The sequence below is a fragment of the Devosia oryziradicis genome (assembly GCF_016698645.1).
Classification (GTDB): domain Bacteria; phylum Pseudomonadota; class Alphaproteobacteria; order Rhizobiales; family Devosiaceae; genus Devosia; species Devosia oryziradicis.
On the sequence record NZ_CP068047.1, the window covers coordinates 2150531 to 2172573 of the forward strand.

Genomic DNA, 22043 nt, shown 5'->3' on the forward strand with positions numbered 1-22043 from the left:
CTTTTGACTAGAACAGGTTGTTCATGGCCTGTGGACCCGGCAGGGTCTTGCCGTTGGGCCGGTCCAGGGCGGCAATTTCCGCCATATCCTGGTCGCTGAGTTCAAAGTCCCAGACGTCAAGGTTGCTGGCAGCTCGCTGGGGATTGCTGGTCTTGGGCAGCACGACGAGGTTGCGCTGCAGGTGCCAGCGGATCACCACTTGTGCCGGTGTCTTGCCAGCGCGCTCGGCAATATCCTGGATCGCCTTTTCGCGCAGCAGCTCGGCACCATTACCGCCAAGCGGACTATAGCTTTCCGTCACGATGCCATGGGTGCCATGCCAGGCGACGAGATCGTGCTGCTGATAACGGGGATGCAGCTCAACCTGGTTTACCGCTGGGGCCACGCCGGTCTCGCCGATGATCCGTTCCAGGTGCTCTGGCAGGAAGTTGGAGACGCCGACAGACCGGACGCGCCCCTGCTTCTGCAGTTCGACAAAGGCCTGCCAGGTCTCGACATAGCGGCCTTGCGCGGGAACCGGCCAGTGAATGAGGAAGAGGTCGAGTGTTTCCAGGCCCAGCCTCTCCATAGTCTCGTCGAACGAACGGAAGGTACTATCCCGGCCCTGGTGGCTGGTCCGCTGCTTGGAGGTGATGAACAACTGGTCACGGGGGACGGACGCTTCGCGCACCGCCCGACCGACGCCCCGCTCATTGTCGTAACCCTGAGCGGTGTCGATGTGACGGTAGCCGGCCGCTATGGCGGCGCCGACCAGGGCAGGTGCTTCGGCGTCGGGCACGCGCCAGACTCCAAAACCAAGGCGGGGAATGCGGTTGCCGTCATTGAGCAAAATGTCTTGCGATAAAGTCATTAGCGCCTCCTGGGCGTGATGGCACGCAACGGGCGAACGAGCCTACTCGTTGCGCGCCGCAGCCTTATCTGGGTGGGAGGGCTCGGGAAGACACTTCTATTCTTCCGGCCATGGAACCGGGCAAGGTTGGCATGGGTCGTGCGTAGTCGTCCAGCGTGGTGTCGGGTAGACGGGTTTGGGAGAGTCCAGGTTGGTGTCGATGGCTTGCAGGCCAGCTCGCCCTCTCCTACCAATTCGGGCGGAGGCGCTGAAATGAAGTTCAAGACCAGCATTTTGCAGACCGGCAACAATACCGGCATCGAGGTTCCCGCAGAAGTCGTCGAGGGGTTGGGTGGCGGCAGAAAGCCGGCGGTCATCGTGACCATCGGTGACTATGGCTATCGATCGTCTATCGCCGTGATGGGTGGCAAGTTTCTTATTTCGCTCAGCGCTGAACGACGCGCCCAATCCGGGATCAAAGGTGGTGACGCCGTGGAGGTCGAACTGGCGCTCGACACCCAGCCCCGAGATGTCGCGATACCGGACGACCTGGCCCTGGCTCTGGCGGGCGATGCGGCGGCCAAGGCGTTTTTCGATACGCTGTCCCACAGCAACAAACAGCGGCATGTGCTATCGATAACAGATGCCAAGACACCCGAAACGCGCTCCAGACGCATCGACAAGGTGATGGAAGCGCTACGATCCGGCAAGAAATGAATAGGGGCCCAAACGGGCCCCTCAACGTTTCGACCTGCTGAACCGGTCACTTATAGCCGACATGCTCGGCGAACTGTCCGACCACCATGGCCCAAAGGCCGAACTGGGAGTCGAGGTATTCCGCGGAAACGCCCTTGACCAGATCGAGGTCCATTTCCACGCAGGCGTCCTTGTCACCGTCGATATAGGCGCGGCTAAAGCGCTTGTTGAAGTTCCAGTCATTGATCACCTCGAGGGTCGGCTTGATGTCGAGGAAGCCGAGATAGAAGTTGAGGTCTTCGCAATCCTTGCCATCGGTGCAGTTGCGGAAATAGATCTGATAGGTGATGCCTTCGATCTTGCCGGTGATCTGGGGGTCACCGTTGCTCTGCGTGGTCAGGTTGGCTGCGCCATACCCGCGAGCGGCATTGAGGATTTCATCGGTATCGGCCCCGGTGATAACGGTCTGTGCCTGGGCCGAGAGGGTGAGGGCAAGCGAGACTGCGCCGGCGACGAATAGGGTATTGAGCTTCATAACGTGATCCTTCCCGACTTGATCTTGCGCCGGTATTGCCATCATTGGCCCGGTCTTGGAGCCGATCCTACACAATTCGATCGGGGCAACAAATGGGTAGCTGGGCAGTTCGGTCGCTGGCGGGGCAGGGGGATGACTTTGCCGCGCCACTTCAAAACAAGACAAACCATTGCAGGCCGACGCATGGCTCCCTCGCGGATATTTCACGAAAGAATCCTTGACGCGCCGGAGAGTCGGCTCTAAACAGCGCCTACCTAAGCGGTCGGTCGTGATTGTCACACCGGGTTCCTGCCATCTCGTGCGGGCATCCAGGACACTCAAACACACTGTCGGGTAACTAGACGAAGCAAATCCTTGTGCGCATGACTGCCCATTTTGGGTGGGTGGTCCGCTGCAATTAAGGCGCCGCCGTTCCCCTAACCGGGTCGGGCGAGCGCCGTTTTGGTTTGCTTTTGCTAGACCGCAACGAATTTTGGACGATGGAAAGAGCGCAATGCCCACCATTAATCAGCTGATCCGCAAACCACGCGCCAGCAAGCCAAAGCGGAACAAGGTTCCGGCCATGGAAGCAAATCCGCAGAAGCGCGGTGTTTGCTCCCGCGTTTATACGACGACCCCGAAGAAGCCGAACTCGGCACTGCGTAAGGTTGCCAAGGTTCGCCTGACCAATCAGCGCGAAGTCATCTCGTATATCCCGGGCGAAGGTCACAACCTGCAGGAGCACTCGGTGGTCCTGATCCGTGGCGGCCGCGTTCGCGACCTTCCCGGCGTTCGCTATCACGTGCTCCGCGGCGTTCTCGACACGCAGAGCGTCAAGGACCGCAAGCAGCGCCGTTCGAAGTACGGCGCGAAGCGTCCGAAGTAAGGAGATCGAGATATGTCCCGTCGTCACCGCGCTGAAAAACGCGAAGTTATTCCGGACGCCAAGTATGGCGATCTCGTGCTGACCAAGTTCATGAACTCGCTCATGAAGGACGGCAAGAAGTCGGCTGCCGAAAGCATCGTCTACGGTGCCTTCGACATCGTGGAAGCCAAGGTCAAGCAGAACCCCGTGGAAGTGTTCCACACCGCCATCGAAAACATCCGCCCGTCGGTTGAAGTTCGTTCGCGTCGTGTTGGTGGTGCAACCTACCAGGTTCCGGTCGAAGTCCGTGCTGACCGTCAGCAGGCCCTGGCCATCCGCTGGCTCATCGAGTCTGCCCGCAAGCGCGGCGAGAACACCATGCGTGAACGCCTCAGCGGCGAACTCATGGACGCCCTCAATGGTCGCGGTCAGGCCGTCAAGAAGCGCGAAGATACGCACCGTATGGCTGACGCCAACCGTGCCTTCTCGCACTACCGCTGGTAGTAGGAGCGCACCATGGCACGTGAATATCCAATTCCGCTGTATCGTAACTTCGGCATCATGGCTCACATCGATGCTGGCAAGACGACCACGACCGAACGCATCCTCTACTACACCGGCAAGTCCCACAAGATCGGCGAAGTCCACGACGGCGCCGCGACCATGGACTGGATGGAGCAAGAGCAGGAACGCGGCATCACCATCACTTCGGCTGCGACCACGACCTTCTGGAAGGGTCGTGACGGCACGATGCACCGCTTCAACATCATCGACACGCCCGGCCACGTGGACTTCACCATCGAAGTCGAACGCTCGCTGCGCGTGCTCGACGGTGCCGTCGCTCTGCTGGACGCCAATGCCGGTGTTGAGCCCCAGACGGAAACCGTTTGGCGCCAGGCCGACAAGTACAACGTTCCGCGTCTGATCTTCGTGAACAAGATGGACAAGATCGGCGCCGATTTCTATCGCTGCGTCGAGATGATCGGTTCGCGCCTTGGCGCCCGTGCCGTTCCCGTCCAGCTGCCGATCGGCGCCGAGAACGAGTTCAAGGGCGTCGTCGACCTGATCGAGATGAACGCTCTGGTCTGGCGCAATGAAGAACTGGGCGCTCAGTGGGACGTCGTCGAGATTCCGGAAGACCTCAAGGCCAAGGCCGAGAAGTACCGCGAACAGATGATCGAAGCCGCCGTCGAACTCGACGACGACGCGATGGAAGCCTATCTGAACGGCGAACTGCCGAACAATGACACCATCCGCCGCCTGCTGCGTCGCGGCTGCATCGACACCAAGTTCTTCCTGGTGTTCGCTGGTTCGGCCTTCAAGAACAAGGGCGTTCAGCCCCTGCTCGATGGCGTTATCGACTTCCTGCCGGCTCCGGGCGACGTTCCGGCCATCCAGGGCATCGATGCGCGCACCGAAGAGCCGATCGAGCGTCACGCCGACGATAACGAGCCGTTGGCCATGCTGGCGTTCAAGATCGCCAACGACCCGCACATGGGTACGCTGACCTTCTGCCGCATCTACTCGGGCAAGCTCGAGCAGGGCATGATGCTCGAGAACACCGTCAAGGAAAAGCGCGAGCGCGTTGGTCGTCTGTTCCAGATGCACGCCAACAGCCGCGAGCAGATTACGGAAGCGTTTGCTGGTGACATCGTCGCCATCGTCGGCCTCAAGGATACCACCACCGGTGATACCCTCTGCCCGCAGAACGCGCAGGTTATCCTGGAGCGTATGGTGTTCCCTGAGCCGGTTATCGACATCTCCGTTGAGCCGAAGTCCAAGGCCGATCAGGAAAAGATGGGCCTTGCCCTCAACCGCCTGGCTGCCGAAGATCCGACGTTCCGCGTCAAGACCGACGAAGAGTCCGGCCAGACCATTATTTCGGGCATGGGCGAACTGCACCTCGACATTCTCGTCGACCGTATGCGTCGCGAGTTCAAGGTCGAGGCCAATATCGGTCAGCCGCAGGTGGCCTATCGCGAAACCATCACCCGCAAGGCCGATGTGGACTATACCCACAAGAAGCAGTCGGGTGGTTCGGGCCAGTTCGCGCGTGTCAAGCTGACCGTCGAGCCGTCGGAAGTCGGCAAGGGTCTGGAATTCGTCAATGCCGTCGTCGGCGGCTCGGTGCCCAAGGAATATATCCCGGGCGTCGAAAAGGGCGTGAAGTCGGTTATGTCCGCTGGTCCGCTGATCGGCTTCCCGATCGTTGACGTGAAGGTGACGCTGACCGAAGGCGCCTACCACGATGTCGACTCCTCGGTTCTGGCCTTCGAAATCGCCGGTCGTGCGGGCTTCAACGAAGCCCTGCGCAAAGCGGCTCCGAAGATCCTCGAGCCGATCATGAAGGTTGAAGTTGTCACGCCTGAAGATTACATGGGCGACGTCATCGGCGACCTGAATTCCCGGCGTGGTCAGATCCAGGGCACCGAAAGCCGTGGCATCCTCCAGGTCGTGAATGCCTTCGTCCCGCTCGCGAACATGTTCGGTTATGTGAACTCGCTGCGCTCCATGAGCCAGGGTCGTGCACAGTACACGATGACGTTCGATCACTACGAGCAGGTTCCGCAGGCAGTCGCCGACGAAGTCCAGGCCAAATACGCCTAAACAAGAAACTGAAACGCAAGGTTGGCCCCCGGGCTAACGAATACGGAGAAAAGCGATGGCGAAGGAAAAGTTTTCCCGCTCTAAGCCGCACTGCAACATCGGCACCATCGGTCACGTTGACCATGGCAAGACCTCGCTGACTGCAGCGATCACCAAGGTCCTGGCTGAAACCGGTGGCGCGACGTTCAAGGCGTATGACCAGATCGACGCTGCCCCCGAAGAGAAGGCACGCGGCATCACCATCAACACCGCCCACGTCGAGTACGAGACGCAGAACCGTCACTACGCTCACGTCGACTGCCCCGGCCACGCCGACTATGTGAAGAACATGATCACCGGCGCTGCCCAGATGGACGGCGCGATCCTGGTCGTGTCGGCTGCCGACGGCCCGATGCCCCAGACCCGTGAGCACATCCTGCTCGCCCGTCAGGTTGGCGTGCCGGCCCTGGTGGTGTTCCTGAACAAGTGCGACATGGTCGACGATCCGGAACTGCTCGAGCTCGTCGAACTCGAAGTCCGTGAACTGCTGTCGTCCTATGAATTCCCGGGCGACGACGTTCCGATCATCAAGGGTTCGGCCCTGGCCGCCCTCGAAGACAGCGACAAGAAGCTCGGCCACGACGCCGTTCTCGAGCTGATGCGCGCCGTTGACGAATACATCCCGCAGCCGGAGCGTCCGGTTGACCAGCCGTTCCTGCTCCCGATCGAAGACGTGTTCTCGATCTCGGGCCGCGGCACCGTGGTCACCGGCCGTGTCGAACGCGGTATCGTCAAGGTTGGCGAAGAAGTCGAGATCGTCGGCATCAAGGCGACCCAGAAGACCACCGTTACCGGTGTCGAAATGTTCCGCAAGCTGCTCGACTCGGGCCAGGCCGGCGACAACATCGGTGCGCTGATCCGTGGTATCGACCGTACGCAGGTCGAGCGCGGCCAGGTGCTCTGCAAGCCCGGTTCCGTGACCCCGCACACCGACTTCACGGCTGAGGTGTACATCCTCACCAAGGAAGAAGGCGGTCGTCACACCCCGTTCTTCGGCAACTACCGTCCGCAGTTCTACTTCCGTACCACGGACGTGACTGGCATCGTGACGCTGCCGGAAGGCACCGAGATGGTGATGCCTGGCGACAACCTGAACATCAACGTTCAGCTCATCGTGCCGATCGCTATGGAAGAGAAGCTCCGCTTCGCTATCCGTGAAGGTGGCCGTACCGTTGGTTCGGGCGTTGTCGCCCAGATCCTGAAGTAAGCCTCACTGAGACATTCGCGGCGCGCGATTACGCGCGCCGCGATCCATTTTCGCCAGGATTTACAACATGAACGGTCAGAATATTCGCATCCGCCTCAAGGCGTTTGACCACCGCGTTCTCGACGCCTCGACGCGCGAGATCGTGTCGACGGCCAAGCGTACGGGCGCGCAGGTTCGCGGTCCGATCCCGCTGCCGACGCGAATCGACAAGTTTACCGTCAACCGCTCGCCGCACATCGACAAGAAGTCGCGCGAGCAGTTCGAGATCCGGACCCACAAGCGCCTGCTGGACATTGTGGACCCGACTCCCCAGACGGTCGATGCACTGATGAAGCTCGATCTCGCCGCCGGCGTCGACGTCGAAATCAAGCTCTAAGACAACGAGTTTCCGCGCGTACCAGATAGAGGGTCCTCTGAAACCATGACCCGGTACTGCGCCAAGAGAGAAGGTAATAACCGATGCGTTCTGGATTGATCGCACAGAAGCTGGGCATGACCCGCATTTTCGCCGAGGACGGCTCGCACGTCCCGGTGACGGTGCTGGAGCTGCAGAACTGCCAGGTGGTGGGCCAGCGGACCGCTGACAAGGACGGCTATGTCGCCCTGCAGCTTGGCGCAGGCCAGGCCAAGGTCAAGAACACGACCAAGGCCGAGCGCGGCCAGTTCGCCGTTGCCAAGGTCGAGCCCAAGCGCCATGTCGCGGAATTCCGCGTCGACGAAGCCAACCTCATCGAGGTCGGTGCGACGCTCCAGGCCGACCATTTCGTCGAAGGCCAGCTGGTGGACGTCACCGGTACTTCGATCGGTAAGGGTTTTGCCGGCGGTATGAAGCGCTGGAACTTCGGCGGCCTGCGTGCATCGCACGGCGTGTCGGTTTCGCACCGCTCGATCGGTTCTACCGGTGGTCGTCAGGACCCGGGTAAGACCTTCAAGAACAAGAAGATGCCGGGCCACATGGGCGATCGTCGCATCACCACGCAGAACGTCAAGGTCGTCAAGACCGACGTGGAACGTGGCCTGATCATGATCCAGGGTTCGGTTCCCGGCGCCAAGGGCGCCTGGATCATGATCAAGGACGCGGTGAAGAAGCCGGCCCCCAAGGGCGCTGCCTTCCCGGGCTCGTTCAAGGCCGCCGCTGAAGTCGCGGGGGAAGGTAACTAAATGGAACTCAAGGTCACAACCCTCGACGGCAAGGCCGCTGGCTCGATCCAGCTCGCTGACGACGTCTTCGGTCTGGAAGTCCGCCAGGACATCCTGCACCGCATGGTTCGCTACCAGCAGCTCAAGGCCATGGCCGGCACGCACGATGTCAAGCATCGTTCGGAAGGCTCGCGCACGGGCAAGAAGTTCGTGAAGCAGAAGGGCTCGGGCGGCGCTCGCCATGGCGATCGCAAGGCTCCGCAGTTCCGTGGTGGTGGTCGTGCGTTCGGTCCGACCCCGCGCAGCCATGCCATCGACCTGCCCAAGAAGGTCCGTGCGCTTGCTCTCAAGCATGCGCTGAGCTCCAAGGCCAAGTCGGGTTCGCTGATCGTGGTCGATACCGTTGCCCAGAAGGAAGCCAAGACCGCAGGTCTGCTGGCGACCTTCGGCAAGCTGGAATGGACCAACGCGCTGATCATCGATGGTGCGGCAGTGGATCAGAACTTCGCTCTGTCCGCTCGCAACATCCCGCATATCGACGTGCTGCCGGTGCAGGGGATCAACGTTGTTTCGATCCTCAAGCGCGACAAGCTCGTCCTGACCAAGGCAGCGCTCGAAGCGCTGGAAGCGAGGTTCGCATGAACAAGCTCAGCGCATACGACATCATCCGTAACCCCGTCGTGACTGAAAAGTCGACGATGGCTTCGGAAGCAAACCAGGTCGTTTTCGACGTGGCGATCGATGCCAACAAGACCGACATCAAGGCTGCCGTCGAGCAGCTGTTCTCGGTCAAGGTCAAGGCAGTGAACACCCTGGTCCGCAAGGGCAAGGTGAAGCGCTTCCGTGGTCAGCTTGGCACGCGCAACGACGTCAAGAAGGCGGTCGTGACCCTCGTCGACGGCCAGTCGATCGATATTTCGACCGGCCTCTAAGGGATAAGAGACAGCAAAATGGCTCTAAAGACTTACAACCCCACTTCCGAAGGCCGTCGTCAGCTCGTGACGACCGATCGTTCGGAGCTCTGGAAGGGCAAGCCGGTCAAGACCCTGACCGAAGGCCTCTCCAAGTCCGGTGGTCGCAACAATCGTGGTCGTATCACCTCGTTCCATCGCGGTGGCGGTCACAAGCGCACCTACCGCATGATCGACTTCAAGCGCGTCAAGTTCGACGTGGTCGGAACGATCGAGCGCCTGGAATATGATCCGAACCGCACGGCCTGGATCGCTCTGGTGAAGTACGAAGACGGCGAACTCGCCTATATCGTGGCGCCGCAGCGTCTGTCGGCCGGCGACAAGGTCGTCTCCTCGATGCAGACCGTCGACGTGAAGCCGGGCAATGCCATGCCGCTCGAGCGCATGCCGGTCGGCACGATCGTGCACAATATCGAGCTCAAGCCCCGCAAGGGCGGCCAGGTTGCCCGTTCGGCTGGTGCCTATGCCCAGTATGTCGGTCGTGACCAGGGTTGGGCGATCCTGCGCCTCAATTCGGGTGAGCAGCGCCGTGTCCATGGTTCGTGCCTGGCCACCGTTGGCGCCGTCTCGAACCAGGATCACTCCAACACCTCGCTCGGCAAGGCCGGTCGCAGCCGTTGGCTGGGTCGCAAGCCCGTCAACCGCGGCGTGACCATGAACCCGATCGATCACCCGCATGGTGGTGGTGAAGGCCGTACCTCTGGTGGCCGTCACCCGGTGACCCCGTGGGGCAAGCCGACCAAGGGTAAGAAGACCCGCAGCAACAAGGCGACGGACAAGTTCATCGTTCGCTCGCGTCACGTGAAGAAGGGCAGGTAAGCCATGACCCGTTCAATCTGGAAGGGGCCGTTCGTCGACGGCTACATGCTCAAGAAGGCCGAGAAGGCCCTCGCGTCCGGCCGCAACGACGTGGTCAAGATCTGGAGCCGCCGTTCGACCATCCTGCCGCAGTTCGTGGGTATCACCTTCGGCGTGCACAATGGCCAGAAGCACATTCCGGTCAGCGTCACCGAAGACATGATCGGCCACAAGTTCGGCGAGTTCGCCCCGACCCGTACCTACTACGGTCACGCGGCCGACAAGAAGGCCAAGAGGAAGTAAGATGGGCAAGCCAAAAACCCAGCGCGCGCTCAAGGACAACGAGGCAAAGGCTGTGCTGCGCATGCTGCGCATCAGCCCGCAGAAGCTCAACCTTCTGGCCCAGTTGATCCGCGGCAAGAAGGTCGAGAAGGCTCTGGCCGAACTCGAATTCAGCCACAAGCGCATTTCCGGCCAGGTCAAGAAGGTGCTCGAAAGCGCCATTGCCAACGCCGAAAACAACCATGGTCTCGACACCGACGCTCTCGTCGTTGCTGAAGCTTTTGTTGGTAATTCGCTTGTAATGAAGCGCTTCACCGCACGTGGTCGTGGTCGTTCGTCGCGCATCGAAAAGCCGTTCGCGCATCTGACGATCATCGTCCGGCAAGTTGAGGAGGCCGCATAATGGGCCAGAAGATCAATCCAATCGGCTTCCGCCTGGGCATCAACCGCACGTGGGACAGCCGCTGGTTCGCCAACAAGGGCGAATACGGCTCCCTGCTTCAGGAAGACCTGAAGATCCGCACGATGCTGCTGGAAGACCTCAAGGCTGCCGCGGTCTCCAAGATCGTCATCGAGCGTCCGCACCGCAAGTGCCGCGTGTCGATCCACACCGCCCGCCCGGGCATCGTGATCGGCAAGAAGGGCGCCGACATCGACAAGATCCGCGCCAAGGTGAAGAAGTTCACCGACAGCGAAGTGCACATCAACATCGTTGAAGTGCGCAAGCCGGAAACCGATGCGACCCTGGTTGCCCAGGGCATTGCCCAGCAGCTGGAACGCCGCGTGGCTTTCCGTCGCGCCATGAAGCGCGCCGTGCAGACGGCGATCCGCATGGGCGCCGGCGGTATCCGCGTGAATGTTGGTGGCCGCCTGGGTGGCGCCGACATCGCTCGTACCGAATGGTACCGCGAAGGCCGCGTGCCGCTGCACACCCTGCGTGCCGACATCGACTACGGCACTGCCGAAGCCGAAACCACGTATGGCATCATCGGTATCAAGGTCTGGGTCTTCAAGGGCGAAGTCCTCGAGCACGATCCCACTGCCCATGAGCGTCGCGCCACCGAAGGCGCCGACATGGGTGGCCAGCGCGCAGAGCGCGAACCGCGCCGTGAGCGCGGCGACCGTGACCGCGAACGCGCATAAGAAGGTTAGTTCATTATGCTGCAACCTAAGAAGACCAAGTTCCGCAAGGCCCACAAGGGCCGTATCCATGGCGTTGCCAAGGGCGGTACCGAGCTGGCTTTCGGCCAGTATGCCCTCAAGGCAACCGAGCCCGAGCGCGTGACTGCTCGCCAGATCGAAGCGGCCCGCCGCGCGATCACCCGCGAGATGAAGCGCCAGGGCCGGGTGTGGATCCGCGTATTCCCGGACGTGCCGGTTTCCAAGAAGCCGACCGAAGTGCGTATGGGTAAGGGCAAGGGCTCGGTGGAATACTGGGCAGCCCGCGTCAAGCCGGGCCGCATCGTATTCGAGATTGACGGCGTCCCCGAGGACGTCGCCAAGGAAGCTCTCCGCCTCGGCGCGATGAAGCTTCCGATCATGACGCGGGTCGTGACCCGCATTGCCGACTAAGGACGATGAGCATGAAAGCCAGTGATGTGCGGAGCAAGACCGCAGACGAACTGAAGGACCAGCTCGTCGACCTCAAGAAAGAACAGTTCAACCTGCGTTTCCAGCGCGCTACCCAGCAGCTGGAAAAGCCCGCCCAGGTCAAGAAGGTCCGCCGCGACATCGCGCGGATCAAGACGATCCTCGGCGAAAAGAACGCAGCCAAGTAAGGAGCCGCGACCATGCCAAAGCGCGTTTTGCAGGGGACCGTGGTCTCCGACGCCAATGATAAGACGGTCGTGGTGCGCGTCGAGCGCCGTTTCACGCATCCGGTGATGAAGAAGACCGTTCGCCGGTCCAAGAAGTACCACGCCCATGACGAAGCCAACGTGGCCAAGGTCGGGCAGGTGGTCTGGATCGAAGAATGTGCGCCGATTTCCAAGAACAAGCGCTGGACGCTGGTTCAGGGTGCGGCTCAGCAGGAAGGCACCACGCCATGATCCAGATGCAGTCCAATCTCGATGTCGCCGACAATTCCGGCGCCAAGCGGGTCATGTGCATCAAGGTGCTGGGCGGTTCGCACCGCAAGTACGCTTCGGTGGGCGACATCATCGTCGTCTCCGTCAAGGATGCCATTCCGCGCGGTCGCGTGAAGAAGGGCCAGGTCATGAAGGCCGTGGTCGTTCGCACCGCTTTCGACATCCGTCGCCCCGATGGCACCGTGATCCGTTTCGACAAGAACGCCGCGGTTCTGATCAACAATCAGAAAGAGCCGATCGGCACTCGTATCTTCGGGCCGGTTCCGCGCGAGCTCCGCGCCAAGAACCACATGAAGATCATTTCGCTCGCACCCGAGGTGCTGTAATGGCTGCCAAGATCAAGAAGGGCGATAAGGTCGTCGTCCTGGCTGGCAAGGACAAAGGCAAGACTGGCCAGGTCCTGTCGGTGATCCCGACCGAAACCAAGGCTGTCGTCCAGGGTATCAACCTGGTCCGCCGCCACACCAAGCAGACCGCGTCGACCGATGCCGGCATCTTCACCAAGGAAGCGCCGATCCACCTGTCGAACCTCGCGATCGCCGACAAGGATGGCAAGCCCACTCGCGTCGGTTTCCAGATCAAGGACGGCGTGAAGACGCGCGTCGCCAAGTCGACCGGAGATTCGATCGATGGCTGAGACAGCTTACGTTCCGCGTCTTCGTAACGAATACGAAGACAACATCCGCAAGGTCTTGCAGGAGCAGTTCTCCTACAAGAACGTCATGGAGATGCCCAAGCTCGAGAAGATCGTGCTGAACATGGGTGTCGGCGAAGCGGTGAACGACACCAAGAAGGTCAAGACGGCTGCTGCCGAGCTCGAGAAGATTGCTGGCCAGAAGCCGGTCATCACCTACGCTCGCAAGTCGATCGCCGGCTTCAAGGTGCGTGAGAACATGCCCCTGGGCGTGAAGGTGACGCTGCGCAAGACCCGCATGTACGAGTTTCTCGACCGTCTCGTGAACATCGCACTGCCGCGCGTTCGCGACTTCCGTGGGCTGAACCCGAACTCCTTCGATGGTCGTGGCAACTATGCCATGGGTATCAAGGAACACATCATTTTCCCCGAAATCAACTACGATCAGATCGATCAGGTTTGGGGCATGGACATCGTGATCGCCACGACCGCTAAGTCCGATGATGAAGCTCGCGCGCTGCTCAAGGCATTCAACTTCCCCTTCCGCCAGTAAGCGGACAGGGAAGGGACAAAGGATCAGGATATGGCAAAGACCAGCTCCATCGTGAAGAACAACAAGCGCGCAGCGCTGGCCAAGCAGTTTGCTGGCAAGCGCGCCGCTCTGAAGGCAAAGACCAAGGACCAGTCGCTCCCCATGGACGAGCGCTTCGCAGCCCAGCTGAAGCTGGCCGAGCTGCCGCGCAACTCCGCCAAGGTCCGCGTGCGCAACCGCTGCGAAGTCTCGGGTCGTCCCCGCGGCTTCTACCGCAAGCTGAAGATGAGCCGTATCGCTCTGCGTCAGCTTGGTAACCTGGGCCAGATCCCGGGTCTCGTGAAGTCGAGCTGGTAAGGAGAAACATCAGATGAGCTTTTCCGATCCCATCGGCGACATGCTGACCCGTATCCGCAACGCCCAGATGCGTCGCAAGAATTCCGTTTCGACTCCGGCATCGACCCTGCGTGGTCGCGTGCTGGACGTGCTCCAGTCCGAGGGTTTCATCCGCGGATATTCGGAGACCAAGTTCGAGAACGGTGCTTCCGAGTATGAGATCGAACTCAAGTACTCGGACAACGAAGGCGTTATCCGCACGATCGAGCGCGTTTCGCGTCCCGGCCGTCGCGTCTATGCCTCCGTCAAGAATATTCCGCAGGTTGCCAATGGCCTGGGTGTCTCGATCCTCTCCACCCCCAAGGGTGTGATGGCCGACCACGAAGCCAAGGCTGCCAACGTTGGTGGCGAGGTACTCTGCCGCGTATTCTAAGGTCTGTCCTTAGGATCCGCGGTAAGACGATTACTCAAGGATTGAACTAGAATGTCACGTACTGGCAAGAAACCGGTTGCACCGGTGAGCGGCGTAACGGTCACGATCAACGGTCGTACCGTCACCGCCAAGGGCCCGAAGGGCGAACTGAGCATCGAGCTCATGGATATTGTCAATGCCGAGAGCGGCGCCGATGGCGTTGTCATCACTCCGGCCAACGACAGCCGTGAAGCACGTGCCGCCTGGGGCACCACCCGTGCTCTGATCCAGAACATGGTCACCGGCGTTTCGGCCGGCTTCGAGAAGAAGCTGGCGATCCAGGGCGTTGGCTATCGCGCTGCCATGCAGGGCAAGGACGTCAAGCTGTCGCTTGGTTTCAGCCACGAAGTGATCTACGAAGCCCCCAAGGGCATCACCCTGGCTGTGCCGGCGCCGACTGAAATCGTCGTCACCGGTATCGACAAGCAGCAGGTTGGCCAGGTTGCCGCGAACATTCGCGCCTGGCGCAAGCCGGAGCCCTATAAGGGCAAGGGTGTTCGTTACGCAAACGAACAGGTCTTCCGCAAAGAAGGCAAGAAGAAGTAAGGAGCGCCTGCAATGGCTATCAGTGCAAAAGGTGCGGAACGCCGCAAGGCTCGTGTCCGCAAGGCGCTCAAGGCTCGTGCCTTCGGTCGTCCCCGTCTGTCGGTCTTCCGTTCGGACAAGAATATCTACGCCCAGATCATCGACGATGCGACCGGCCGCACGCTGGCTGCCGCTTCGACGCTCGACAAGGACGTCAAGGCAACCGTCAAGAATGGCGGTACTTCGGAAGCCGCTGCTACGATCGGCAAGCTGATCGCAGAGCGCGGCACCAAGGCCGGCGTTGCCGAGGTCGTCTTCGATCGTGGCGGTTACATCTATCATGGCCGTGTGAAGGCCCTTGCAGACGCTGCCCGTGAGGGCGGCCTGCAGTTCTAACGCGGCGAGGAAAGTAATATGAGCAGAGACGTTCAAGAGCGCGAAAGCGAATTCGTCGATCGCCTGGTCCACATCAACCGCGTGGCCAAGGTGGTCAAGGGTGGTCGTCGCTTCGGCTTCGCAGCCCTCGTGGTTGTCGGCGACCAGAAGGGCCGCGTTGGTTTCGGTCACGGCAAGGCCCGTGAAGTGCCAGAAGCGATCCGCAAGGCTACCGAGCAGGCCAAGCGCCAGATGATCCGCGTTCCGCTGCGCGATGCGCGCACGCTGCACCACGACGTGCAGGGTCGCCACGGTGCCGGCAAGGTGATCCTGCGTGCCGCCGTTCCGGGTACCGGTATCATTGCCGGCGGTCCGATGCGCGCCGTGTTCGAGACGCTTGGCATCAACGACATCGTTGCCAAGTCGCAGGGCACTGCCAACCCGTACAACATGGTGCGGGCCACCTTCGATGCGCTCAAGCGCGTCGACAGCCCCCGCTCGGTTGCTTCGCGCCGCGGCCTGAAGGTTTCTGAACTCCAGGCTCGCCGCGGCGAGACTGCGGTCGAAGCTTGATCGCCGGTCAGGAGATAAATCATGGCTGACAAGAAGACCATTATTGTCCAGCAGATCGGCTCGCCGATCCGCCGCGACAAGGTGCAGCGCGCGACCCTGATCGGTCTCGGGCTCAACAAGATGAACAAGCAGCGCGAGCTGATCGATACGCCCGAAGTTCGCGGCATGATCAACAAGCTTCCGCACCTCGTCCGCGTCGTCGGCGAGTAAGTAGGGAGTCGATCACATGACCCGTTTGAACGAACTTCGCGACAATCCCGGCGCCAACAAGGTCCGCGTCCGCATCGGCCGTGGTATCGGCTCGGGCAAGGGCAAGACCGGTGGTCGCGGCGGCAAGGGCCAGACGGCACGCTCGGGCGTTGCCATCAACGGCTTCGAAGGCGGCCAGATGCCCCTTCACATGCGTATGCCGAAGCGCGGCTTCAACGCGCTCAACCCCGGCAACTGGAATGAAGTCCGCATCGACCGCATCCAGGCCTATATCGACAGCGGCAAGCTCGATGCCAAGGGCGTCATCGACGCTCAGGCCCTGATCGCCGCCCGCGTGATCCGTCGCGCCAAGGATGGCGTGCGCCTGATCGGCTCGACCGGCTTTACGGCCAAGAAGGTGACGTTCAACGTCAACTACGCCACTGCTGGTGCCACTGCCGCTATTGAATCTGCCGGTGGCAAGATCGATATCATCCCGGCCAAGGCGCCGTGGAAGAAGACCCCATACGCCGGTTAAGCATCGGCATGGCGCACCCGGCCGAGTGGTCGGGTGCGCTGTTTTTGGTTTGTTGCGTTTTGGGGCCGATGCATCTGCCCGTGAAGCGCTCCGAGCGCACCTGGCCTTGAAGCCATAGGAGCGATATATGGCGTCCGCAGCCGAACAGCTGGCACGTAATCTCAACTTCTCGACCTTTTCCAAGGCGAAGGCCCTGCAGCAGCGCATCTGGTTCACACTGGGCGCGCTGCTCGTCTATCGTCTGGGTACTTTCATTCCGGTGCCTGGCATCGATCCCGATGCCTTTGCGCAGACGTTCCAACAGAGCCAGCAGGGCATTCTGGGCATGTTCAACATGTTCGCCGGCGGCGCCGTTGAGCGCATGGCGATCTTTGCCCTCAATCTCATTCCCTACATCACCGCCTCGATCGTGGTGCAGGTTGTCGCCACCGCCTCGCCGCGCCTGGAAGCGCTGAAGAAGGAAGGTGGCGAGGCTGGTCGCCGCAAGATGAACCAGTACACTCGGTATCTCGCGGTCGTCTTCTGCGCCGTGCAGGCCTATGGCATTGCCGTCGGTCTCGAGGCGAGCCAGGGCGTCGTGCTCAACCCGGGCTGGTTCTTCCGTGTCTCCACGGTGATTACCCTGGTTGGCGGCACCATGTTCCTGATGTGGCTGGGCGAGCAGATCACCTCGCGCGGCGTCGGCAACGGCATCTCGCTGATCATTTTCGCCGGCATCGTTGCCAACCTGCCGACCACCTTCGTGCAGACGCTCGAGCTGGCCCGCACTGGCGCTATTCCGGCCATTGCCGGATTCGCCATGCCGATCCTGGCCCTGGTGGTGATCGCGGCAATCGTGTTCTTCGAACGTGCCCAGCGCAGGCTGCTGATCCAGTATCCGAAGCGCCAGGTCGGCAACAAGATGTTCCAGGGCGACAGCTCGCACCTGCCGCTCAAGCTGAACACGTCGGGTGTTATCCCGGTGATCTTCGGCTCCTCGCTGCTGCTGCTGCCGGCAACCATTGCGTCCTTTGCGGCGCAGGGCAATGCTCCGCAGTGGCTGCAGGTGGTGACGGCGCTATTGGGCCGCGGTCAGCCGCTCCACCTGGCACTGTTTGCCTTCTTCATCATCTTCTTCGCCTTCTTCTACACCTCGATCGTGTTCAACCCGGCCGAGACTGCTGACAACCTCAAGCGTTCCGGTGGGTTCATTCCGGGTATTCGGCCGGGCGAGCGCACTGCGCAGCACATCGACTACGTGCTGTCGCGCATTACGCTGATCGGCGCCCTCTACCTGACGGTCGTGGCTCTTATTCCGGAAGTGCTGTTCAGCCAGCTTGCCATCAGCCAATTCATCGGCGGCACCTCGCTGCTGATCATGGTGACGGTGACGCTGGACACGGTGTCGCAGATACAATCGCACCTGATCGCGCAACAGTATGAGGGGCTCGTGAAGAAGTCCCGTCTTGGGGGAGGCAAGCGTCGATGAGGTTGATTCTGCTCGGACCGCCGGGGGCGGGGAAGGGGACCCAGGCCAAGATCCTTGTGGAATCCTATGGGATCCCGCAGCTTTCAACCGGCGACATCCTGCGCTCGGCTATCCAGAACCGCACGCCCCTCGGGCTGGCGGCCAAGGAAGTGATGGACCGTGGCGACCTGGTGTCCAACGACATCGTCAACGGCATTGTCTCCGATCGGCTTGATGCGGAGGACTGCAAGGCCGGGTTCATCCTCGACGGCTTTCCGCGCACCATCGGTCAGGCCGAGGCCCTCGACGGCATGCTGGCCGACAAAGGCATGGCGCTCGACGCCGTCATCGAGATGACTGCGGACGCCGAAGTGCTGGTTGCCCGGGTCATCAACCGCGCGAAGGAAAGCAACCGCCCGGATGACAATCCGGAGGTGATCCGCAAGCGCCTTGAAGTCTACAAGAACGACACCGCGCCGCTGGTGGATTATTACCGCAAGCGGGGCCTGGTGAAGACGGTCGACGGCATGGCGCCGGTCGAGCAGGTGACGGCAGCCATCAAGGCGGCAATCACCAACTGAAATTCGGACTTGACTTCGAGGTTGACTCCTCGGAATCCAGCCCTTAATAACCGCGCCAGTCTCATGGATTATTGGGCTGGATTCGGTGTTCCACATAGTGGGGGTCGAATTCGGTCCCTTGTTGTTATAAGGGCGCCAGCCGTGACGGTTCGCGCTGAATGAAGGAGAGCAGACGTGGCTCGTATTGCTGGCGTCAATATCCCGACGAATAAGCGCGTTGTCATTGCGCTGCAGTATATCCACGGGATCGGCGACAAGTTCGCCGAGGATATCTGCGCCAAGGTTGGCATTCCGGCTGAGCGCCGTGTGAACGAGCTCACCGACGCCGAAGTGATCCAGATCCGTGAGACCATCGACCGCGACTACGTCGTGGAGGGTGACCTCCGTCGTGGCGTGGCGATGAACATCAAGCGCCTGATGGACCTGGGCAACTACCGTGGCCTGCGCCACCGTCGTGGCCTGCCGGTTCGTGGCCAGCGCACCCACACCAATGCCCGCACCCGCAAGGGTCCGGCCAAGCCGATCGCCGGCAAGAAGAAGTAAGAACCCGCTTGGGGTTCTTCGATGTAGCTACTGGGGCCGCCCGGCTAACGGTAGCGCTGATATCGTCTAGAGGAATATAATGGCTAAAGCTGAAGTCGCGCGCGTAAAGCGCAAGGAACGCAAGAACATCACGTCTGGCGTCGCCCACGTGAACGCTTCGTTCAACAACACCATGGTCACCATCGCCGACATGCAGGGCAACACGATTTCGTGGTCCTCGTCGGGTGTCATGGGTTTCAAGGGTTCGCGCAAGTCGACCCCGTACGCAGCCCAGGTTGCTGCTGAAGATGCCGCCAAGAAGGCGCAGGAACACGGCATGAAGACCCTCGAGGTCGAAGTGCGCGGTCCGGGTTCGGGCCGTGAATCGGCGCTCCGCGCCCTGCAGGCCGCTGGCTTCAATGTCACCTCGATCCGTGACGTGACCTCGATCCCGCACAATGGCTGCCGCCCGCGCAAGCGGCGCCGCGTCTAATCTAGACCGACTGACGAGCCTCCCGGCCGATTGAATGGGCCGGGAGTCTTATTGCGTTTGCGGCGGAGCGGCTCGGGCTGGAGCCGCGATTTTGAAAGGACATTACCGTGACGATCCAGAGGAACTGGCAAGAACTGATCAAGCCGACCAAGCTGGAGATTGTTTCGGGCAGCGACAACGCGCGCGTGGCCTCGGTGGTTGCCGAGCCGCTTGAGCGCGGTTACGGGCTTACCCTTGGTAACGCCCTGCGTCGCGTGCTGCTGTCGTCGCTCCAGGGCGCGGCAGTGACTGCAATCCAGATTGACGGCATCCTGCATGAATTCTCCTCGCTTCCGGGCGTGCGGGAAGACATCACCGACCTGGTCCTCAACGTGAAGGAAATCGCGTTGAAGATGGGCGGTGAGGGTCCGAAGCGCCTTGCCCTCAGCCGTCAGGGCCCGGGCGCGGTCACCGCCGGCGACATCAAGGTCACCGGCGATATCGAAGTGCTGAACCCCGAGCTGGTCATCTGCCACCTCGACGACGGCGCCGAGATCAATATCGAATTCACCGTCGACACCGGCAAGGGCTATGTCGCGGCTGACAAGAATCGTCCAGAAGACGCGCCGATCGGCTTCATTCCGGTCGACTCGCTGTTCTCGCCGGTTCGTCGCGTCAGCTACAAGGTCGATGCGACCCGTGCGGGCGAGAGCCTGGACAAGGACAAGCTGACCCTGCAGGTCGAGACCAACGGCGCGCTGTCGCCGGAAGATGCCGTGGCTTTCGCCGCTCGCATTCTCCAGGACCAGCTGTCGGTATTCGTGAACTTCGAAGAGCCCAGCAAGGAAAAGGCACAGGATGCCGTTCCGGAGCTGGCCTTCAACCCGGCTCTGCTCAAGAAGGTCGACGAGCTCGAACTTTCGGTCCGCTCGGCCAACTGCCTGAAGAACGACAACATCGTCTATATCGGCGACCTGATCCAGAAGACGGAAGCCGAGATGCTGCGGACGCCGAATTTCGGCCGCAAGTCGCTCAACGAAATCAAGGAAGTCCTGGCACAGATGGGGCTTCATCTCGGGATGGACGTGGCCAATTGGCCGCCCGAGAATATCGATGACCTCGCCAAGCGCTACGAAGATCACTACTGATCCCGCGCTGCCAAGCTTTTAGGAGACTACCATGCGCCACGGTAATTCCGGCCGCAAGCTCAGCCGAACCGCCTCGCACCGCAAGGCAATGTTCGCCAACATGTCCGCCGCGCTGATCAAGCACGAGCAGATCGTTACCACTCTGCCCAAGGCGAAGGACCTGCGTCCGATCGTCGAGAAGCTGATCACGCTGGGCAAACGCGGCGACCTGCACGCTCGCCGTCAGGCAATCGCCCAGATCCGTGACGAAGGCCAGGTTGCCAAACTCTTTGCCGTGCTTGGTCCCCGCTACAAGGAACGCCAGGGCGGCTATATCCGCATCATGAAGGCCGGCTTCCGCTATGGCGACAATGCGCCGATGGCCGTGATCGAGTTCGTTGATCGTGACGTCAATGCCAAGGGCCAGGACAGCGGTCCGGTGCAGGTGCAGGACGAATCCGAAGCCGCGTAAGCGCGGGTTTCATCTGTTTTTTGAAAAGGGCGGTCGCTGTTCAAGCGGCCGCCCTTTTCGCATGTCTGGTGCCAACCGATTTGGCCCCAGTGGACATTTGCCGCGCGCTGCGGTTCATTCCGGAACGCTGTGGCTGGGGGAATAGCGATGCAGACGGGTCTGGTTCTGGTTACCGGCGCCAATGGCTTTGTCGGCAAGTGGACCGTCATCGAACTTCTGCGGGCCGGGTTCGACGTCCGTGGCACGGTTCGGTCCGAGGGCAGGGCGGAAGCCGTACGTTCTGCGGTGGCAGGACAATTGGGTGATGCTGCTCTTACGCGATTGAGCTTCGTCCGACTGGACCTGATGCAGGACCGCGGCTGGCTGGAAGCCATGGAAGGCGTAACGGCGGTTGCCCATGTGGCGGCGCAGATCGTGGCCGAAGAGCCCAAAGATCCGCAACTGGTCATCGGCCCGGCCGTCGAGGGCACGGAGCGGGTGTTGCGCCATGCGGTCGCTGGCGGGGTCAGGCGCGTCGTCATGACATCGTCGATCGCGACCGTCGGCTATGGGCTGGGGCACGATCGGGGCAAGCGCATTTACACAGAGGATGACTTTACCGACCTCGACGGCATGCGCTTCACCTGGGCGTATTGTGTCGGCAAGACCTTGGCCGAACAGGCTGCCTGGGCCTATGCACGCTCGGAAGGGTTGGAACTGACCACGATCCATCCCGGCGCCATCCTGGGCCCAGCTCTCGACGAGGATGCGAGCATCTCGCTGGGCATGGTCACCGGCCTTCTTGACGGGTCCACGCCGGCCATGCCGAGCAACGGCTTTTCGGTCATCGACGTCCGCGACGTGGCCGCGTTGCATGTCGCTGCTTTGCAGCAGCCGACGTCCATCGGACATCGCTATCTGGCGACCTCGGATTACGTGCCATTCCCGCAGGTGGCGCGGGTGCTGGCCGACGCCTATCCCGACCGCCAGATCACCAACAAGATTGTGCCGGACTGGATCATCAAGCTACTTGCCCGCTTTGGCGGACCGACCCGCCAGATCATCAACGACATCGGCAACGAAAAGCATTTTTCGCGGGAGAAGGGCGAGGCGCTGCTCGGTCGGCCATTCATATCGGGGCGGGATGCGATCCTGGCGTCAGCGGAAAGTGCGATCAGGCTGGGTCTGCTGAAGTCCAAACGGGCGTAAGCCGACAGGATATCTCCGGCCGACC

General features: G+C 61.2%; 35 protein-coding genes. 33 read left to right on the forward strand and 2 right to left on the reverse strand.

Translation table 11 applies throughout. The features are described from left to right. Positions 1-7 precede the first annotated feature (7 nt). Positions 8-850 (reverse strand): aldo/keto reductase, encoded by an 843-nt coding sequence (locus JI749_RS10720; protein ID WP_201653332.1) that lies wholly within the window; start codon positions 848-850, stop codon positions 8-10. A 252-nt stretch (positions 851-1102) separates the two neighbouring features. On the opposite strand from JI749_RS10720, the gene JI749_RS10725 reads away from it, so the two are divergent. Next, the gene (locus JI749_RS10725; RefSeq protein WP_201653336.1) at positions 1103-1546 is read left to right on the forward strand and encodes a YdeI/OmpD-associated family protein; all 444 of its coding nucleotides are present in this window, start codon (positions 1103-1105) and stop codon (positions 1544-1546) included. 46 nt (positions 1547-1592) lie between these two features. Here the strand turns inward: JI749_RS10725 and JI749_RS10730 are convergent, their stop codons facing one another. Next, a complete protein-coding gene (locus JI749_RS10730; protein ID WP_201653339.1) occupies positions 1593-2060 on the reverse strand; it encodes a YbjN domain-containing protein in 468 nt (155 codons plus the stop codon). Positions 2061-2553: 493 nt separating this feature from the next. Here JI749_RS10730 and rpsL point away from each other — a divergent pair, with 493 nt between their 5' ends. From rpsL to JI749_RS10890, 32 genes are all read left to right on the forward strand, one after another. Beyond that, the gene (gene rpsL, locus JI749_RS10735; protein ID WP_035080811.1) at positions 2554-2925 is read left to right on the forward strand and encodes a 30S ribosomal protein S12; all 372 of its coding nucleotides are present in this window, start codon (positions 2554-2556) and stop codon (positions 2923-2925) included. A 12-nt stretch (positions 2926-2937) separates the two neighbouring features. After that, entirely contained in the window at positions 2938-3408 is a 471-nt protein-coding gene (rpsG, locus tag JI749_RS10740) for a 30S ribosomal protein S7 (protein WP_201653342.1), read from the forward strand. 12 nt (positions 3409-3420) lie between these two features. Continuing rightward, entirely contained in the window at positions 3421-5511 is a 2091-nt protein-coding gene (gene fusA / locus JI749_RS10745; RefSeq protein WP_201653345.1) for an elongation factor G, read from the forward strand. 55 nt (positions 5512-5566) lie between these two features. After that, the gene (gene tuf / locus JI749_RS10750; protein ID WP_201653348.1) at positions 5567-6757 is read left to right on the forward strand and encodes an elongation factor Tu; all 1191 of its coding nucleotides are present in this window, start codon (positions 5567-5569) and stop codon (positions 6755-6757) included. Between the two features lie 67 nt (positions 6758-6824). Then, positions 6825-7133 (forward strand): 30S ribosomal protein S10, encoded by a 309-nt coding sequence (gene rpsJ, locus JI749_RS10755; RefSeq protein WP_056232628.1) that lies wholly within the window; start codon positions 6825-6827, stop codon positions 7131-7133. A gap of 83 nt (positions 7134-7216) precedes the next feature. Then, positions 7217-7918 carry a 50S ribosomal protein L3 gene (gene rplC / locus JI749_RS10760; protein ID WP_201653351.1) on the forward strand — a complete coding sequence of 234 codons (702 nt, stop codon included), beginning with the start codon at positions 7217-7219 and terminating at the stop codon, positions 7916-7918. Continuing rightward, the gene (rplD, locus tag JI749_RS10765) at positions 7919-8539 is read left to right on the forward strand and encodes a 50S ribosomal protein L4 (protein ID WP_201653354.1); all 621 of its coding nucleotides are present in this window, start codon (positions 7919-7921) and stop codon (positions 8537-8539) included. Then, on the forward strand, positions 8536-8829 hold the full coding sequence (locus tag JI749_RS10770; RefSeq protein WP_201653357.1) for a 50S ribosomal protein L23: 294 nt from the start codon (positions 8536-8538) through the stop codon (positions 8827-8829). The genes rplD and JI749_RS10770 overlap by 4 nt, the downstream gene beginning before the upstream one ends. A gap of 18 nt (positions 8830-8847) precedes the next feature. Further along, complete coding sequence (gene rplB / locus JI749_RS10775; RefSeq protein ID WP_201653360.1) at positions 8848-9687, forward strand: 50S ribosomal protein L2; 840 nt, start codon at positions 8848-8850, stop codon at positions 9685-9687. A gap of 3 nt (positions 9688-9690) precedes the next feature. Then, positions 9691-9969, forward strand: a complete 279-nt coding sequence (gene rpsS / locus JI749_RS10780) for a 30S ribosomal protein S19 (RefSeq protein ID WP_137152192.1) — start codon at positions 9691-9693, stop codon at positions 9967-9969. A gap of 1 nt (position 9970) precedes the next feature. Next, on the forward strand, positions 9971-10351 hold the full coding sequence (gene rplV, locus JI749_RS10785) for a 50S ribosomal protein L22 (protein WP_056232639.1): 381 nt from the start codon (positions 9971-9973) through the stop codon (positions 10349-10351). Further along, complete coding sequence (rpsC, locus tag JI749_RS10790) at positions 10351-11091, forward strand: 30S ribosomal protein S3 (RefSeq protein WP_201653363.1); 741 nt, start codon at positions 10351-10353, stop codon at positions 11089-11091. The genes rplV and rpsC overlap by 1 nt, the downstream gene beginning before the upstream one ends. Before the next feature lie 15 nt (positions 11092-11106). Then, entirely contained in the window at positions 11107-11520 is a 414-nt protein-coding gene (gene rplP, locus JI749_RS10795) for a 50S ribosomal protein L16 (RefSeq protein WP_201653366.1), read from the forward strand. Positions 11521-11531: 11 nt separating this feature from the next. Then, a complete protein-coding gene (rpmC, locus tag JI749_RS10800; RefSeq protein ID WP_201653369.1) occupies positions 11532-11726 on the forward strand; it encodes a 50S ribosomal protein L29 in 195 nt (64 codons plus the stop codon). A 12-nt stretch (positions 11727-11738) separates the two neighbouring features. Then, entirely contained in the window at positions 11739-11996 is a 258-nt protein-coding gene (rpsQ, locus tag JI749_RS10805) for a 30S ribosomal protein S17 (protein WP_201653372.1), read from the forward strand. Next, a complete protein-coding gene (gene rplN, locus JI749_RS10810) occupies positions 11993-12361 on the forward strand; it encodes a 50S ribosomal protein L14 (protein ID WP_046138380.1) in 369 nt (122 codons plus the stop codon). Before rpsQ ends, rplN begins: the two co-directional genes overlap by 4 nt. Beyond that, positions 12361-12672 carry a 50S ribosomal protein L24 gene (gene rplX, locus JI749_RS10815; RefSeq protein ID WP_201653375.1) on the forward strand — a complete coding sequence of 104 codons (312 nt, stop codon included), beginning with the start codon at positions 12361-12363 and terminating at the stop codon, positions 12670-12672. Before rplN ends, rplX begins: the two co-directional genes overlap by 1 nt. Beyond that, positions 12665-13222, forward strand: coding sequence for a 50S ribosomal protein L5 (gene rplE / locus JI749_RS10820; RefSeq protein WP_201653378.1), 558 nt, complete (start codon positions 12665-12667; stop codon positions 13220-13222). The genes rplX and rplE overlap by 8 nt, the downstream gene beginning before the upstream one ends. Positions 13223-13252: 30 nt before the next feature. Then, positions 13253-13558: a 30S ribosomal protein S14 gene (rpsN, locus tag JI749_RS10825; RefSeq protein WP_201653381.1), complete on the forward strand. Its 306-nt coding sequence runs from the start codon at positions 13253-13255 to the stop codon at positions 13556-13558. A gap of 13 nt (positions 13559-13571) precedes the next feature. Then, positions 13572-13970 (forward strand): 30S ribosomal protein S8, encoded by a 399-nt coding sequence (gene rpsH, locus JI749_RS10830; protein ID WP_201653384.1) that lies wholly within the window; start codon positions 13572-13574, stop codon positions 13968-13970. Positions 13971-14021: 51 nt separating this feature from the next. Further along, complete coding sequence (gene rplF / locus JI749_RS10835; protein ID WP_201653387.1) at positions 14022-14555, forward strand: 50S ribosomal protein L6; 534 nt, start codon at positions 14022-14024, stop codon at positions 14553-14555. Positions 14556-14567: 12 nt separating this feature from the next. Next, positions 14568-14930: a 50S ribosomal protein L18 gene (gene rplR, locus JI749_RS10840; RefSeq protein ID WP_201653390.1), complete on the forward strand. Its 363-nt coding sequence runs from the start codon at positions 14568-14570 to the stop codon at positions 14928-14930. Positions 14931-14948: 18 nt separating this feature from the next. Then, positions 14949-15482 carry a 30S ribosomal protein S5 gene (gene rpsE / locus JI749_RS10845; RefSeq protein WP_056232660.1) on the forward strand — a complete coding sequence of 178 codons (534 nt, stop codon included), beginning with the start codon at positions 14949-14951 and terminating at the stop codon, positions 15480-15482. A gap of 21 nt (positions 15483-15503) precedes the next feature. Then, a complete protein-coding gene (gene rpmD, locus JI749_RS10850) occupies positions 15504-15692 on the forward strand; it encodes a 50S ribosomal protein L30 (protein ID WP_201653393.1) in 189 nt (62 codons plus the stop codon). 16 nt (positions 15693-15708) lie between these two features. Further along, on the forward strand, positions 15709-16209 hold the full coding sequence (gene rplO / locus JI749_RS10855) for a 50S ribosomal protein L15 (protein ID WP_201653396.1): 501 nt from the start codon (positions 15709-15711) through the stop codon (positions 16207-16209). A gap of 127 nt (positions 16210-16336) precedes the next feature. Continuing rightward, positions 16337-17677 (forward strand): preprotein translocase subunit SecY, encoded by a 1341-nt coding sequence (gene secY, locus JI749_RS10860; RefSeq protein WP_201653399.1) that lies wholly within the window; start codon positions 16337-16339, stop codon positions 17675-17677. Then, positions 17674-18237, forward strand: a complete 564-nt coding sequence (locus JI749_RS10865) for an adenylate kinase (protein ID WP_201653404.1) — start codon at positions 17674-17676, stop codon at positions 18235-18237. The genes secY and JI749_RS10865 overlap by 4 nt, the downstream gene beginning before the upstream one ends. Before the next feature lie 174 nt (positions 18238-18411). Further along, positions 18412-18780: a 30S ribosomal protein S13 gene (gene rpsM, locus JI749_RS10870; RefSeq protein ID WP_201653407.1), complete on the forward strand. Its 369-nt coding sequence runs from the start codon at positions 18412-18414 to the stop codon at positions 18778-18780. 79 nt (positions 18781-18859) lie between these two features. Then, on the forward strand, positions 18860-19252 hold the full coding sequence (gene rpsK / locus JI749_RS10875; RefSeq protein WP_201653410.1) for a 30S ribosomal protein S11: 393 nt from the start codon (positions 18860-18862) through the stop codon (positions 19250-19252). A 101-nt stretch (positions 19253-19353) separates the two neighbouring features. Beyond that, positions 19354-20379, forward strand: a complete 1026-nt coding sequence (locus JI749_RS10880; RefSeq protein WP_233280930.1) for a DNA-directed RNA polymerase subunit alpha — start codon at positions 19354-19356, stop codon at positions 20377-20379. A 31-nt stretch (positions 20380-20410) separates the two neighbouring features. After that, on the forward strand, positions 20411-20830 hold the full coding sequence (gene rplQ, locus JI749_RS10885; RefSeq protein WP_201653416.1) for a 50S ribosomal protein L17: 420 nt from the start codon (positions 20411-20413) through the stop codon (positions 20828-20830). 147 nt (positions 20831-20977) lie between these two features. Next, positions 20978-22018 carry an NAD-dependent epimerase/dehydratase family protein gene (locus JI749_RS10890; RefSeq protein ID WP_201653419.1) on the forward strand — a complete coding sequence of 347 codons (1041 nt, stop codon included), beginning with the start codon at positions 20978-20980 and terminating at the stop codon, positions 22016-22018. The last annotated feature ends 25 nt before the right edge of the window (positions 22019-22043 follow it).

What these genes read in the sequence shown, in the direction of transcription:
- JI749_RS10720 (WP_201653332.1), bottom strand. Translation starts at nt 850, where the DNA reads ATGACTTTATCGCAAGACATTTTGCTCAATGACGGCAACCGCATTCCC.
- JI749_RS10725 (WP_201653336.1), top strand. Translation starts at nt 1,103, where the DNA reads ATGAAGTTCAAGACCAGCATTTTGCAGACCGGCAACAATACCGGCATC.
- JI749_RS10730 (WP_201653339.1), bottom strand. Translation starts at nt 2,060, where the DNA reads ATGAAGCTCAATACCCTATTCGTCGCCGGCGCAGTCTCGCTTGCCCTC.
- rpsL (WP_035080811.1), top strand. Translation starts at nt 2,554, where the DNA reads ATGCCCACCATTAATCAGCTGATCCGCAAACCACGCGCCAGCAAGCCA.
- rpsG (WP_201653342.1), top strand. Translation starts at nt 2,938, where the DNA reads ATGTCCCGTCGTCACCGCGCTGAAAAACGCGAAGTTATTCCGGACGCC.
- fusA (WP_201653345.1), top strand. Translation starts at nt 3,421, where the DNA reads ATGGCACGTGAATATCCAATTCCGCTGTATCGTAACTTCGGCATCATG.
- tuf (WP_201653348.1), top strand. Translation starts at nt 5,567, where the DNA reads ATGGCGAAGGAAAAGTTTTCCCGCTCTAAGCCGCACTGCAACATCGGC.
- rpsJ (WP_056232628.1), top strand. Translation starts at nt 6,825, where the DNA reads ATGAACGGTCAGAATATTCGCATCCGCCTCAAGGCGTTTGACCACCGC.
- rplC (WP_201653351.1), top strand. Translation starts at nt 7,217, where the DNA reads ATGCGTTCTGGATTGATCGCACAGAAGCTGGGCATGACCCGCATTTTC.
- rplD (WP_201653354.1), top strand. Translation starts at nt 7,919, where the DNA reads ATGGAACTCAAGGTCACAACCCTCGACGGCAAGGCCGCTGGCTCGATC.
- JI749_RS10770 (WP_201653357.1), top strand. Translation starts at nt 8,536, where the DNA reads ATGAACAAGCTCAGCGCATACGACATCATCCGTAACCCCGTCGTGACT.
- rplB (WP_201653360.1), top strand. Translation starts at nt 8,848, where the DNA reads ATGGCTCTAAAGACTTACAACCCCACTTCCGAAGGCCGTCGTCAGCTC.
- rpsS (WP_137152192.1), top strand. Translation starts at nt 9,691, where the DNA reads ATGACCCGTTCAATCTGGAAGGGGCCGTTCGTCGACGGCTACATGCTC.
- rplV (WP_056232639.1), top strand. Translation starts at nt 9,971, where the DNA reads ATGGGCAAGCCAAAAACCCAGCGCGCGCTCAAGGACAACGAGGCAAAG.
- rpsC (WP_201653363.1), top strand. Translation starts at nt 10,351, where the DNA reads ATGGGCCAGAAGATCAATCCAATCGGCTTCCGCCTGGGCATCAACCGC.
- rplP (WP_201653366.1), top strand. Translation starts at nt 11,107, where the DNA reads ATGCTGCAACCTAAGAAGACCAAGTTCCGCAAGGCCCACAAGGGCCGT.
- rpmC (WP_201653369.1), top strand. Translation starts at nt 11,532, where the DNA reads ATGAAAGCCAGTGATGTGCGGAGCAAGACCGCAGACGAACTGAAGGAC.
- rpsQ (WP_201653372.1), top strand. Translation starts at nt 11,739, where the DNA reads ATGCCAAAGCGCGTTTTGCAGGGGACCGTGGTCTCCGACGCCAATGAT.
- rplN (WP_046138380.1), top strand. Translation starts at nt 11,993, where the DNA reads ATGATCCAGATGCAGTCCAATCTCGATGTCGCCGACAATTCCGGCGCC.
- rplX (WP_201653375.1), top strand. Translation starts at nt 12,361, where the DNA reads ATGGCTGCCAAGATCAAGAAGGGCGATAAGGTCGTCGTCCTGGCTGGC.
- rplE (WP_201653378.1), top strand. Translation starts at nt 12,665, where the DNA reads ATGGCTGAGACAGCTTACGTTCCGCGTCTTCGTAACGAATACGAAGAC.
- rpsN (WP_201653381.1), top strand. Translation starts at nt 13,253, where the DNA reads ATGGCAAAGACCAGCTCCATCGTGAAGAACAACAAGCGCGCAGCGCTG.
- rpsH (WP_201653384.1), top strand. Translation starts at nt 13,572, where the DNA reads ATGAGCTTTTCCGATCCCATCGGCGACATGCTGACCCGTATCCGCAAC.
- rplF (WP_201653387.1), top strand. Translation starts at nt 14,022, where the DNA reads ATGTCACGTACTGGCAAGAAACCGGTTGCACCGGTGAGCGGCGTAACG.
- rplR (WP_201653390.1), top strand. Translation starts at nt 14,568, where the DNA reads ATGGCTATCAGTGCAAAAGGTGCGGAACGCCGCAAGGCTCGTGTCCGC.
- rpsE (WP_056232660.1), top strand. Translation starts at nt 14,949, where the DNA reads ATGAGCAGAGACGTTCAAGAGCGCGAAAGCGAATTCGTCGATCGCCTG.
- rpmD (WP_201653393.1), top strand. Translation starts at nt 15,504, where the DNA reads ATGGCTGACAAGAAGACCATTATTGTCCAGCAGATCGGCTCGCCGATC.
- rplO (WP_201653396.1), top strand. Translation starts at nt 15,709, where the DNA reads ATGACCCGTTTGAACGAACTTCGCGACAATCCCGGCGCCAACAAGGTC.
- secY (WP_201653399.1), top strand. Translation starts at nt 16,337, where the DNA reads ATGGCGTCCGCAGCCGAACAGCTGGCACGTAATCTCAACTTCTCGACC.
- JI749_RS10865 (WP_201653404.1), top strand. Translation starts at nt 17,674, where the DNA reads ATGAGGTTGATTCTGCTCGGACCGCCGGGGGCGGGGAAGGGGACCCAG.
- rpsK (WP_201653410.1), top strand. Translation starts at nt 18,860, where the DNA reads ATGGCTAAAGCTGAAGTCGCGCGCGTAAAGCGCAAGGAACGCAAGAAC.
- rplQ (WP_201653416.1), top strand. Translation starts at nt 20,411, where the DNA reads ATGCGCCACGGTAATTCCGGCCGCAAGCTCAGCCGAACCGCCTCGCAC.
- JI749_RS10890 (WP_201653419.1), top strand. Translation starts at nt 20,978, where the DNA reads ATGCAGACGGGTCTGGTTCTGGTTACCGGCGCCAATGGCTTTGTCGGC.